We start from the raw sequence: 12,344 nt of genomic DNA, 5'->3' as shown, positions 1-12,344 counted from the left end.
GGCTGGCTCAGCGTTGTTGGGGTCAGTCCTGCTTGCGGGCGCGGCTGGGCTGGACCCGGGGCGGCTCGCCCGGCATCTTGGGGTAGTCCGGCGGGAAGGGCATCTCCCCCAGGCCGGCTTTGCAGTCCCGGTCCCACCACTCCAGCAGGGTGTCGATGGTGCCCGGGTGGGCGCTGAAATCCGCCCAGGGATCCCCCACCGTCTTCAACCGGTCGGGAACCGTCAGGATGGTGAAGTTCTTGGGATCCGCGTTCTCCAGCTCCGCCCAGGTGACGGGGCAGGATACGGGAGCGTGGGGCAGGGCGCGGGGGCTGTAGGCGCCGGCGATGGTGCGGTCGCGGTTGGCCTGGTTGAAGTCCAGGAACACCCGCCGGCCGCGTTCTTCCTTCCACCAGGCCGTGGTCACCTTGTCCGGGATGCGGCGCTCCACTTCCCGGGCCGCCGCAATGACGGCATGCCGCACGTCCAGGAACTCGTGGGTTGCTTCGATGGGTGCGTAGACATGCAGTCCGCGGTTTCCGGAGGTCTTGATGAAGCAGGTCAGGCCCGCCTCGGCCAGGACGTCCTTGAGCACCAGCGCGGCGGGGACGGCGTCGTCGAAGTCGGTTCCCGGCTGCGGGTCAAGATCGATGCGCAACTGGTCCGGGTTGTCAGTGTTTTCCGCCCGGGACGGCCAGGGGTGGAACACCACCGTGTTCATCTGCGCGGCCCAAACGGCTGCCGCGGGCTCGTCGAAGACAAGTTGCGGGTGGGACCGTGCGCTGGGGTACACCACTTTGACGGAGCGGATGAAATCCGGTGTGCCCTTGGGTGGATTCTTGGAGAAGAATTGCTCGCCGTCGATGGTGCCGGAGAACCGCTGCAGCGCCACGGGCCGGTCGCCGTTGGCGGCGATGAACGCCTCCCCCACGTCGCAGATGTAGTTGACCAGGTCCAGCTTGGTAAGGCCCAGATCCGGCCAGAGGACGCGGCTGGGACTGGAGATGCGCATCTCGCGCGGCCCGTTGGGACCCTGCACGGTGATGGTGGTCTGTTCACTCGCCATGGGGACAACGTACACCCCGCCATGGGCAGGAACCGGAACATCATGCATGGCTCGGGCGGATCGGGCAGCACTCCGGCATGATGGATCCATGCCCGCAGCCGATCAACAGCTCACCGTTACGGTTAGTGACACCACGTTTTCTGCAGCCTATCTCCGCCCCGCAGATCCCACCGCCACTGTGGTGGTGGCACACGGTGCGGGTGCAGGGATGGACCACCCGTTCCTCCGTGGATTCACCGACGCCCTGAACGGCCTGGGCCTGGCCACCCTCCGCTTCAACTTCCCGTACCGTGAGGCAGGGCGGAAGTTCCCTGACCGCCCGCCTGCCGCCATCGCCGCCTGGCGGGCCGCCATGGATACTGCCCGCGCCCGGGCGGATGCCAACGGTGACAGCGGCCCGGTCTGGGCGGCGGGCAAGTCGTTCGGCGGCAGGATGGCCTCCATGGCTGTCGCCGAGGGGATGGAGGCCTCCGGCCTGGTGTATCTGGGCTACCCCCTGCATGCCCCCGGAAAGCCGGAGAAACTGCGTGATGAGCACCTGTACGGGATGACCACACCGATGCTGTTCCTGCAGGGAACCCGCGACAATTTTGCAACGCCCGGCATCCTGGCGGACGTCGTGGCCCGGATCGGGTCCAACGCCGTGCTGCAGTGGGTGGAGGGCGGGGACCACTCGTTCGCGGTGGCGGGGAAGAAGCGGGCCACCGATGAGGTGGGTGCGTCCCTGGCAGCCGCCGTAGCAGCCTTCATCGCAGCGCAGGGATCAGGCGGCTAGGCAGCGTCCTCGTGCCACCAGCCTTCCCAGGCGGCCGAGGTGAGCTTGCCTTCGGGAAATGAGCCCGTGTCGCTGTTGCGGAAAGCACCGGCGTCGCTGCGGCGGCCGTCCAGCAGGAGGTTGAGGCTGTTCAAGAGAAACATGGCGTGCGTCCTTCCGTAGGTGGTTGCGGACTGCGTCGTCCGCGTTGGACTGAGCCTAGGCCAGCGATGTTTCAGCACGTCGACAGGAGGTTTCGGCCGTGTATCGGACTTTTCACGCTCGGTTCCAGGCGCGGGAAGGACGCCTACCTGCGCTGCTTGGTGTGTGCGGTGGCGGGGGCCGACCAAGGGTCCTCCGGCCACGGATGCTTGGGATAGCGGCCCCGCATCTCCGCGCGCACCTGCAGGTACGGGCCGGACCAGAACGAGGTCAGGTCATCTGTCACGGCGAGGGGCCGGCGCGCCGGGGACAGCAGGTGGAGCAGGACCGGAACACGGCCGCCCACCAGTCTTGGGGACTCAGCCAGCCCGAAGCACTCCTGCAGTTTCACCGCCACCACGGGCGCTGCGGGGTCGTCTCCTGGTTCCGGATAGTCGATCCTGACCCGGGACCCGCTGGGGACCTCAAGGTTCTCCGGCGCAAGCTCGTCCAGCCGCGCAGCCTCGGGCCAGGGCAGCAGCCGGTGCAAAGGGTGCGACAGGTCAACCGAGGTGACCGGTTTCCCGGCGGCAAGGTCCCCCAGTTCGGGTCCCAGCCACTCTTCGATCCGGTCCAGCAGTGACCCGTCCGACACATCAGGCCAAGGCGCTCCCAACTCCCGGTGCAGGAACGCGAGGCGGCGCCGGAAGGACGCCGCCGCCGTCGACCATGACAGGGCTGCAAGCCCGCCGGACTGCAGCGCGGCCGCCACCGCCCTCCTGCCCTGTTCAGCGGTGGCGCGCACCGGTGTTGTGGAGAGCACGATCGATCCCAGCCGCCTGGTCCTGCGTGCGCTGAGGCGGCCCCCGGTGAATTCCGCTTCCACGGTGTCGGCCAGCAAATGTGACGCCGCTGTCTCTGCAACGCCGAGGGAAAGGGGGGCAGCGGCACGGATGACGGCGCCGGTGCCGGCCGCGTCCCTGCCTTCGGCGCGGGTCACGTCGGCAACGGCGATCCACTCGTGGCCTGACAGGGTGCTGCCGGCCGGCAGGCCTGCCCTGGTGCCGGAGGTCAGCAGGTATTGGCCAGCGCCGTCGCTGCCGGGCACCCGGCGGGCCACGCGGTCAGGAAAGGCGAGCGCGACGACGGCCCCAACAGCTTCGCCTCCAGCGGCGGGAATGGCGGGAACCACCGCCGCGCCGTCCTGTTGCCGCCGTGCCAGTGCGGCCAGCCGTCTGGACTCCTCCGCCCACCGCCTTCCGGCCGGGCCTGTGTCGGTACGGAGCTGGGCCAGCAGGCGGGGCAGGTCCGCTCCGGGCGCGCGGTGGTCCCCGGAGAGTGCGGCCACCACGTCGGCAGCAAACTGGTGGCCGGTGGAGCTGCCGCCGTCGAGCAAAGCCCGCGCAAGCCGTGGATCGGCGGGGACGCGGGCGAGGGCCAGGCCGGCTGCCGTCACCAAGCCTTCATCGGAGACGGCGCCCAGCTCCCGGAGCACCTCGACGGCGTCGTCCATGGCCTGCCGGGGCGGCGGGTCCGGTAAAACGATCCCCTTTCCACCGGGCGCGCCCCAACAGGCAAGGACCAGGGCAGCGCCGGTCAGGTCCGCCACGTTGATTTCCGGCGTCACGTGGGCGGAAGCCGCACCGTAGGCCTGCTGGGAGTAGCAGCGGACCACTGTCCCCGGGCCCTGCCGTGCTGCGCGCCCTGCCCGTTGGTCCGCGGAGGCCCTTGAACAGGAGACGGTAACCAGGCCGCTCATGCCCCGGCCCGCGTCCCGCCGCGGTTCCCGGGCCAAACCGGAGTCAATGACCAACCGGACACCGGGCACAGTGAGGGACGACTCGGCAAGATCCGTGGAGACGATGATCCGCGGGAGATCCCCGGGACCGCGCCCCGACACTGCCCTGTCCTGCTCCGCCGGGCCCACCTGGCCGTGAAGCTCCAGCACGTCCACCCGGCTGCCCAGCCTGCTGCGCAGGGAGGCTGCAACCTGCGAAACCTCCCTGGCACCCGGCAGGAACACGAGTGCGTCCACGGACCTGTCAGCGGCAACAGCATGGACATGGGCATCCGCGGCGCTCGCGGCGACGTGGTCCAGGAAGGCGCGCGCCACACCCCTCGCATCCAGCCGCGGGGCGGGCGCGGGGAGCCACTGCACTTCCAGTGGATGGTTCACGGAAGGGCAGTCGACGACGGGTGCCGGCCCGCCGCCGTCGGCATCGCCCAGCAGGGCGGCGAACCGGGGTGCGTCCAGGGTTGCGGACATGGCGACGACGGCGAGGTCCCCCCGCAGCGCACGGACCTCCGCGATCATGCCGAGCAGGAGGTCCGTTTCCAGGCCGCGCTCGTGCACCTCATCCAGGACGACGGCGGCAGTGCCTTCCAGCCCGGGGTCAGCCAGCAGGCGGCGCAACAGGATACCCGGGGTGACAAATTCGATCAGGGTGTCCGGGCCGGCCTGTCGTTCCCCCCGAACCGTATAGCCCACGCGCCCGGCCGGCCGGCTGCCATCGAGTGCGGAGAGACGCCGCGCGGCGGCCCGGGCCGCAACCCGCCGCGGCTGGGTGACCACCACCCGGCCCCGCCGGCCGTAAAGGTTTGCCAGCAGCGGCGGCACGAGCGTGGTTTTGCCCGTCCCCGGCGGTGCCTGCACCACGGCGGCGCCGGGTGCACCAGCGCTTTCCAGCGCATTCCGCAGTATGGAAAGGGATCCTTCGAAGGCAAGTCCGGCACCGATGGCGCCAAGGTCGAAGGCGCCGGCTCCGGGGCGGACGTCGGGAGAAACCATCCGTCCATTCTGCCCTGACCAAGAGGCTGTTCATTGCTGTGGTCAGGGCTTGCCCGGACCTTTGCCCTTGCCTTTGGCTTCCTTCGCGGCCTCCGACCGCTCCTGGGCGGGAGCTTCCGGCGCGGTCTCTTCGGGCGCGGGGGCAGCCGGCGCCGGCGCGACGGCGGGGACGGCCGGTTCGACGGGAGCGGGCTGGTCCTGCCCGGTGCCGGCGAGGGCAGGGGCGGGCGCGACGGCGTCCGCCACTGTGTCAGGGGGTGCCGCCGCGGAGGCTGCCGCTACCTGTGTGGCGAGATCAGTCCGGACGGCCGACAGCGCGTTCTCGATGCTGCGGTACCGCGACGCGGAGAGCCGTCCATTGGCTGCCGCATCCCCCAGGTCTTTCTCCAGGGCATGCAGGGCGGCCAGCGCCCCGTCCATCCTGTTCTCGGCTGCGGCCTGGCTGATGCTCAGCACCCGGATTTGGAAACCCCGCAGGACGTTTTCGTCGGCATCGCCCGAACGGATGCCGGCCGCGCCGGCAACCAGGGCGGCCGCAACAACGGCGCAGCATAGGACGATCAGCGCGCGGGCTCCGCGACGGCCCTGCGGTACGGACTGCGCCGGTCCGGCCATAGCAGGCCGCACCGGCTCCATGCGTGGCCGCACCTTAAGCGGCATGCCGGCCCCGAAGCGGGGCAGCGGAGGCGGTCCGGACAGGGAGGACAGTCACGGGGGCGTACCCAGCTTCCGGGGGCGCCACGGGAGCGGTCCGCGCTGGCGAGGCGGGCCGTGCCAGGAGAAGCCGGAGGCCGGTGCGCAGGACGGTGGCGATCAGCAGGCCGATGCCCACTCCGAGGAGCACGTGTCCGGCGAGATAGTGCTGTGCGGCTCCGGCGCCCCGGTCGGCGGCCACCGCCGCTCCCCCAACGGTCAACATCAGTGACAGGGCCGTCCCGAAAATTGCGCCCATAGCTCCTGCTCCAATCCCATTTAATCAGCAAGCTTACTAGTAATGCTCAGCAAGCTTACTACTTGATGGGCCCATGGCAAGCGTTCGACGAATTCAGCAAGTGCAGCGCACTGCGCCTTTCGAAGAGTCTGGACACTGATAATAAGTAGTCTTAGCATTTTTTCATCGGCAGCTCTCCGGAGCCATCCGCCTCACGAATGACACCAGAAGGGCCATCCGATCCGGCCGCAGATACGGCACACCAGCAGGAATGAAGGAGACGAACATGGCAAAGGCGCGCGAAATCATGACTGGCGGCGTGGAGTGCGTCGGTGAAAACGAGAGCCTGGAAGCAGCTGCCCGCAAAATGAAGGAACTTGACGTTGGTTCCCTCCCCATTTGCGGCGAGGACGACCGGCTCAAGGGGATGCTGACGGACCGTGACATCGTGGTGAAGTGCCTGGCCGAAGGCGGCGACCCGCGCAGTGCCAAGGCGGGCGACCTGGCTGAAGGCAAGCCGGTCACCATTGGAGCCGACGACTCAATTGAGGAAGCGATCCGCACCATGCAGGACCACCAGGTGCGCAGGCTTCCCGTGATTGACGGGCACAAGCTGGTTGGCGTGATCAGCCAGGCCGACATTGCCCGGAACTACCCCGAGGACCGGGTGGGCGAACTCGTGGCATTCATCTCCTACTGAGTCCTCCGCCTGGATACATTCTGAAGCCGGTCATGCCCGCTGCATGGGAAATGACCGGCTTCTCCTGTCCCGGCTCAGCCCGCCGCTTCGAGCAGGCGTTCCAGCGGGGTGAGACCGGCGTACCGGCCTTTGAAGAACACCAGCGGCTCGGCGTCATTCCGGGCATCGAGGTGCCGTACCGCTGCCACCACGATGGTGTGGTCGCCGCCGTCGTACTCTTCATGGAGCTCGCAGTCGATCCAGGCGAGGGCGTCATCCAGCACGGGGTTTCCCAGCGGCGAGGATGCATGGCTGACGCCGGCGAATTTATCCGTCCCCGAGCGGGCGAACTGCCCCGCCAGATGCTGGTGTTCCGCAGGGAGGATGTTCACGGTGAACGAGCCTGCCCTTCGCAGCGCGGGCCAGGTGGTTGACGTCCGGGCCGGGCTGAACGTGACCAGCGCCGGCTCCAGCGACAGGGACGCGAAGGACTGGCAGGTGAAGCCGGCGGGCCCGCCCGGGGTGGTCCCGGTGATGACGGTCAGGCCGCTGGCAAATGTTCCAAAAATATCCCGAAGCCGGCGCGGGGCAAGATCTGAACTGACTGACATGGAAAATGGCCTCTCATCTGGATCGTTACCTCACCAAACCATCAGCGATTCAGCTCATTCAAGCCGCCTGAAACGCGCCGACCCGGGGCGCAACGAATTGTCATGTCCGTACTTTCGGCGTCATCGGCGCCTCGCTGCCGGCGCCGGAACACCGTCCTTTATCGCAACAGAATGAGGTGCCTGGTGATCAGGACGACGCCGCAGGCTGCTGCTGCAGGTCCAGGGCGGCGAGCAGGCGGCGGACCGAGCCGCCCAGGTTCCAGTCGGCAGCCAGTTGCTCCAGCTCTGCGCGCCGGTCACCTGTGACGGGCTGCAGGCGGGCGCCCGCCTCCTCAAGGGTGGGCAGCTCCAGGTTACGCACCAGCCGGACGACGGCGGGGGCTGCTTCCAGGTAGGCAGCGGCGGCTGAGAGTTTGGCCCGGACAGGCGCGGACACGCCCGCGCCCGGCTCCTCCGCGGCCGCCAGCAGGCGTTCGAGAGTCCCGTATTTCAGCAGCAGGGACGCGGCCGTCTTCTCGCCGATCCCGGCCACGCCGGGCAAGCCGTCTGAGGCGTCCCCCCGGAGGGTGGCATAGTCCGCGTACTGCTGGGGCAGGACCTTGTATTTGGTTACCACGGTTTCTTCCGTGATGACTTCGAGGTTCTTCATGCCGCGGGCGGTGTAGATCACCCGGACCGCCCGTTCGTCGTCGCATACCTGGAACAGGTCGCGGTCGCCCGTGACCACGTCCACCGGGAAGCCGGCATGGCTGGCGTAGGTGCCCACTACGTCGTCGGCCTCGTGGTGTGCCGCGCCCACAATGGCGATGCCGGCCAACTCCAGTACGCGGCGGATCATGGGCAGCTGCGCCTGGAGGCCCTCGGGCACCACTTCGACGTCGGCCCCGCCCGGAACTGCTTCGGCCACCCGGTGGGCCTTGTAGGTGGGGAGCAGGTCCACCCGCCATTGCGGCCGCCAGTCATCGTCCCAGCAGGCCACCAAGTGGGTGGCGTGGTAGTCGGTGCTGAGCCGGGCGATCATGTCCAGCAGGCCGCGAACGGCATTCACCGGCGTTCCGTCGGGGCGCCGGATGGTGTCCGGCAGGCCATAGAAGGCACGGAAGTACAGGGAGGCAGTGTCGAGCAGCATGAGGCGCTGGGGCATACCTTGATCCTGACATGGAAATGGCCGGCGGGGCAGCAGCCGGACCCGGCGCCGTGGCAGCTGGAAGGACCGCATGGTGAATTTCATGCCCAGCAGGCCACGGCCGGGCTCTTCCAAGGTCATGCAGACTGCCCCTGGCACAGCCCCTTGATCGGGTTGCTGACCGACCACGATCGACGGCCGTGTTGTCGTTGACCCTCCGAATCCAATACGTAACGATGACGGGATGACATCCAGTATCGAAGGCAGGGAATTCGGGCATGGCGCGCCGGAAACCATCAACGACAACGGCGCGTGGTGCTGGTTCCAGGACGAGCGGGCCCTGGTGGACCCCGTCAACAACACCCTGCTGGTGGGTTCGGTAGCCGCTCCGGAGGGCCCGGACGGCGAGCGCCGGGGCGGCAACATCGAAGTCGCCGTCCTGGACCTGGCTTCCGGGACCAGCACGGTCCACGTCCTGCACCAGAGGCTGGAGCCTGACGACCATGACGCCCCGGCGCTGCTGGTCAGGCCGGACGGCCGGTACCTTGCCATGTACGCCAGGCACAAAACAGACAACTACTCCCGCTGGCGGATCTCCGTCCGTCCCCACGATGCCTCCGAATGGGGCCCCGAGCAGCGCTTCGACTGGACGGAACTGGCCGCAGGACGCGGCGCCACCTACTCCAACCTGCACCGGCTGGACGCGGAGTCGCGGGTGTACAACTTTGTCCGCGCCATCAACGACGACCCCACCCTGATGGTGTCCGGGGACGACGGCAGCAGCTGGACTTTCGGCGGCAAGCTCTTCACCCGGCCCAAAGTGGGCTATGTGAACGGCTACACCCGCTACTACGGCAACGGCACGGACCGCATTGACCTCATCACCACCGACCACCACCCGCGTGACTTCAACAACAGGATTTATCACGGCTACATCAGGGACGATGCGCTGCACGACACCCAAGGGCGGGTGGTGGGAAAGCCGCTGATCGGCTCACCCGGCGTCGACCAGGCCTCCCTGACCACCGTCTTCGAGGCCGGTACCGAACTGGACGGGGACGTCCTCACCCACGGCTGGACGGTTGACCTGCGGGGCCGGGACGGGCACCTCGCCGCCATCATCAGTTGCCGGGCGAACGACGCCAACGGCGCCCTTGAACGTGAGCAGATGCTCGACGTCGATGATCACCGCCTGCTGTACGCGCGCTTCGACGGAACGCGCTGGCGGCTGCACCGTTTAGCCGTCGCGGGCCCCGGCCTGCTGCCCCACGAGCAGGACTACACCGGGCTCGGGGCGGTGGACCCCTACGATTTGGACCGGGTGTACATTTCCACTCCGGTGGATCCCCGGACCGGCCGCTCCACGGCACACTACGAGATTTACCGCGGAAGGACCGTTGACGAAGGCGGGTCGTGGGAGTGGGAGGCAATAACCGGGAACTCCCACGTGGACAACCTCCGCCCCATCGTTGCGCCGGGGAATCCTTCCGTCCACGCCGTCTGCTGGTTCCGGGGCACCATGCGCTCGTCCCAGGCGTATGAAACGGAAGTGGTGGTGCTGCGCTGACCCACGGGCCGGAATACTGCCGATCCGGGCAGTCACCACGGGGTGTCAGGGCTGGCCGCTGAGCGGCGGACGGTCTATCACGCGGGGGATGTACTCGAGCAGCTGGAGGCGTCCGTCGAAGATCCTGCTGTCCACCAGGTCCAGGGCGACGTCAGGGTAGCCGTCGTAGATCCGTTCGCGTCCCGTGCGCCCGGTGATCAGGGGGAAGACCACCAGGCGGAACCGGTCCACGAGGTTTGCTGCCATCAGGGAACGGCAGAGGCTGAGGCTGCCGAGGGTACTCAAGGGCCCGGGATGGGTCTGTTTCATCCGCCTCACGGCCTGGACCGCGTCCCCGGCCACCAGTTCGGAGTTTGGCCACCGGAGGGGTGCTTTCAGGGTGGAGGAGAACACCATCTTGGGAACGGCGGCAAGGCCCGTCAGGGTTGAGCTTTCGTCCTGCGAATATCCGGTTCCTCCGGCTGCAGCATCCTCCGACATCCCTGACATGAGGCGGTAGGTGTTCGCCCCCAGCAGGAACGTATAGTCCTTTCCGGCCTCCTGCTGGAGCCAGGCCAGGTATTCCGGACCCTCCAGGCCCCACCAGCCCGGCCACCCATCACCGGACGCGAAGCCGTCCAGGGTGATGATCAGATCCACCATCAGCTGGCTCATGGCGCCATGCTATTCCCGGCCCGGAAACCCGGCAAGGGACCGGTCAGAACCAGTCGCCGTCGGCGTAGGCGCTGCGGACATGGGCCCGCAGGTACTCCCCCACCACGGCTGCGCCCAGGTCGCCCACCTCCGGCGCCACCACCCGGCCGTCCACGCGCCGCGCCATCCGCTGGATGAACCGCTCCAGGCCGGGGTCGGTGCCCAGGCGGAAGAATGTGGTCTGGACACCGGAGCGGCCCAGGCGGTCCAGTTCGGCAACGGTGGCACGGATGGTCTCCGCATCCGGCGGCCAGTTGAACCAGGAGTCCCCGTCCGGCAGCAGGTGCGCGGTGGGCTCGCCATCGGTGACTACCAGCAGGACGGGCTGCATGGATGGGTGGCTTCGGAAGAAGCGTCCCGCCAGCAGCAAGCCGTGGTGCAGGTTGGTGCCCTGCTCGCGGAGCGCCGGGAGGGCAGTAAGTTCGGCGATGTCCATGGACTGCGCGTAACGGCCGAACGTGATCAGTTGCAGTCTGTCGCCGCGGAAGCGGGTGGAGACCAGGTGGTGCAGTGCGAGCGCGGTCCGCTTCATTGGAACCCACCGCCCTTCGGCAGCCATGGAGAAGGAGACGTCCACCAGCAGGGCAACCGCCGCCTGGGTCCGTGCCTCCGTCTCCGCCACTTCGATGTCGCCGACGGCGAGGCGCAGTCCGCGGCCCGGGTCACCGCCGTCGGCCATGATGCGCCGGATGGCGTTGGTCATGGTGCGGGTGACGTCCCAGGGCTCGCGGTCACCGAACTCCCACTGTCGGCTGGAGCCTGTCTGTTCCCCGGCGGCCCCCGCCATCCTGGTGTCCCGGTTTCCCTGCCGCCCGGAGAGCTGCCTTGCAGTGTCCCGGAGCAGCGATTTCCCCAGCCGCCGCATGGCCTGCGGAGACAGCCGCAGGTCGCCATCGGTGCCGCGCCGCAGGTAGCCGCCGTCCTGCATGGCCCGCTCGATTTCGGCGAGGGTGCGGGCGCTCACGGCGGCATTCTCGCCGAGCTGGCGTGCCAGGGCATCGAGGTCCAGGTCATCAAGCCGGGAGCCGTTGTAGGACTGCGACAGTTGCTCGGACAGTTCGTCGAGCTCTGCGATGTCCTGCAGCACACCGGTCCCGTCACCCAGCCCCAGGCCCTCCTGCCCCTCGAAGCGTTCCGATCCCGTCCAGTCTTCGCCGGGACGCAGAGCCTGCAGGGCGGCGTCCAGCTCGCTGAGCTGCGCCATCAGTTCCGGCGAGCCGAATGCCTGCGCAGACAACCGCATCAGCTCGTCACGCTGCTCAGGGGACATGGACTGCAGGAGCCGTTGGGCCGCCGCCGCTCGCTGGGCCAGGGCATCCACCAATTCCTCCACGGATTGCGGATTCTCCGGAAAGTATTGGCCGTGCCTGGCCATGAACTCCTGGAAATCGGCGTCCGTGTCTTCGCCCCGCCGGTGTTTGCCCAGCAGCTCATTGAGGTCCCGGAGCACGGCACTTACTGCTTCGCGGTCCTCGTCGGTGGCGCTCTCCAGCGCCTGCTTCATGCCGGCGAACCGCTGTTCAAGGACCTCCCGGCCCAGCAGGTCCTTGATCCGGTCGTACGCTTCCCTGGCCGCGCTTGACTGCCAGTCGTAGGACGCAAGCTCATTGACGGCGGCCGCCGTGGAGGGCGGCAGGTTCTGCAGCTGCATCTCCCGGAAGGCACGGTCGGTGTCATTCATCATGGCGTCCCGGGCCAGCTGCTTGCGTTCCTCCAGCACGGCGGTGTCCAGGAGTTTCTTCACTTCATCCAGGGTGCCGTCCAGCCGGTGGCGGCTGAGCAGGTCGCGCCGCCGCTCCTGGACGCGCCGGGCGAGGTCGTCCAGCCCGTCGCGGTTCTGCCCGCCGCGCCGCAGGAACTCCTGGAGGGCATGGCGCGGCGAGTAGCCTGCCATCACGTCTTCGGCGACGGCGTCGAGCGCCTCGGCCAGGTCAACCGGCGGGGCGAGCGGGTCCGGGCCGCCGGTGTACCGGCCGTACCTGGCGGACCGCTTGTGGATGGCCATGGTG

12 protein-coding genes are annotated in these 12,344 nt (G+C 68.3%); 3 read left to right on the top strand and 9 right to left on the bottom strand.

Going from position 1 to position 12,344, the window contains the following annotated elements:
- Positions 1–22 precede the first annotated feature (22 nt).
- Positions 23–1,045, bottom strand: coding sequence for a non-homologous end-joining DNA ligase (gene ligD / locus FBY33_RS14510; protein WP_200831391.1), 1,023 nt, complete (start codon positions 1,043–1,045; stop codon positions 23–25).
- A gap of 88 nt (positions 1,046–1,133) precedes the next feature.
- Here ligD and FBY33_RS14505 point away from each other — a divergent pair, with 88 nt between their 5' ends.
- Positions 1,134–1,820 carry an alpha/beta hydrolase family protein gene (locus tag FBY33_RS14505; protein WP_142031165.1) on the top strand — a complete coding sequence of 229 codons (687 nt, stop codon included), beginning with the start codon at positions 1,134–1,136 and terminating at the stop codon, positions 1,818–1,820.
- On the opposite strand, the gene FBY33_RS20545 is transcribed toward FBY33_RS14505, so the two are convergent.
- The 4 genes from FBY33_RS20545 to FBY33_RS14490 form a co-directional block, all read right to left on the bottom strand.
- A complete protein-coding gene (locus tag FBY33_RS20545; RefSeq protein ID WP_200830528.1) occupies positions 1,817–1,963 on the bottom strand; it encodes a hypothetical protein in 147 nt (48 codons plus the stop codon). The genes FBY33_RS14505 and FBY33_RS20545 overlap by 4 nt on opposite strands.
- 143 nt (positions 1,964–2,106) lie before the next feature.
- A complete protein-coding gene (gene hrpB, locus FBY33_RS14500) occupies positions 2,107–4,728 on the bottom strand; it encodes an ATP-dependent helicase HrpB (protein ID WP_142031164.1) in 2,622 nt (873 codons plus the stop codon).
- Between the two features lie 42 nt (positions 4,729–4,770).
- On the bottom strand, positions 4,771–5,364 hold the full coding sequence (locus tag FBY33_RS14495; RefSeq protein WP_142032899.1) for a hypothetical protein: 594 nt from the start codon (positions 5,362–5,364) through the stop codon (positions 4,771–4,773).
- Between the two features lie 13 nt (positions 5,365–5,377).
- Positions 5,378–5,680 (bottom strand): hypothetical protein, encoded by a 303-nt coding sequence (locus FBY33_RS14490; RefSeq protein WP_142031163.1) that lies wholly within the window; start codon positions 5,678–5,680, stop codon positions 5,378–5,380.
- Between the two features lie 265 nt (positions 5,681–5,945).
- Between FBY33_RS14490 and FBY33_RS14485 the strand changes: the two genes are divergently transcribed.
- Positions 5,946–6,359, top strand: coding sequence for a CBS domain-containing protein (locus tag FBY33_RS14485; protein ID WP_142031162.1), 414 nt, complete (start codon positions 5,946–5,948; stop codon positions 6,357–6,359).
- 74 nt (positions 6,360–6,433) lie between these two features.
- Here FBY33_RS14485 and FBY33_RS14480 read toward each other — a convergent pair whose 3' ends face one another.
- Positions 6,434–6,949, bottom strand: coding sequence for a flavin reductase family protein (locus tag FBY33_RS14480; RefSeq protein ID WP_142031161.1), 516 nt, complete (start codon positions 6,947–6,949; stop codon positions 6,434–6,436).
- A 187-nt stretch (positions 6,950–7,136) separates the two neighbouring features.
- Complete coding sequence (locus FBY33_RS14475; RefSeq protein WP_142031160.1) at positions 7,137–8,093, bottom strand: 5'-3' exonuclease; 957 nt, start codon at positions 8,091–8,093, stop codon at positions 7,137–7,139.
- Between the two features lie 226 nt (positions 8,094–8,319).
- Here FBY33_RS14475 and FBY33_RS14470 point away from each other — a divergent pair, with 226 nt between their 5' ends.
- Entirely contained in the window at positions 8,320–9,642 is a 1,323-nt protein-coding gene (locus tag FBY33_RS14470) for a BNR-4 repeat-containing protein (protein ID WP_142031159.1), read from the top strand.
- Positions 9,643–9,687: 45 nt separating this feature from the next.
- On the opposite strand, the gene FBY33_RS14465 is transcribed toward FBY33_RS14470, so the two are convergent.
- Positions 9,688–10,296, bottom strand: coding sequence for a dihydrofolate reductase family protein (locus tag FBY33_RS14465; protein WP_142031158.1), 609 nt, complete (start codon positions 10,294–10,296; stop codon positions 9,688–9,690).
- A gap of 43 nt (positions 10,297–10,339) precedes the next feature.
- Positions 10,340–12,340, bottom strand: a complete 2,001-nt coding sequence (locus tag FBY33_RS14460) for a vWA domain-containing protein (protein ID WP_142031157.1) — start codon at positions 12,338–12,340, stop codon at positions 10,340–10,342.
- Positions 12,341–12,344: the final 4 nt, after the last annotated feature.

Origin of the sequence: Arthrobacter sp. SLBN-112, assembly GCF_006715225.1 — a bacterium.
GTDB lineage: Bacteria > Actinomycetota > Actinomycetes > Actinomycetales > Micrococcaceae > Arthrobacter.
The sequence above is the reverse complement of the archived record's forward strand: the minus strand, read 5'-3'. Positions and strand labels throughout refer to the sequence as shown.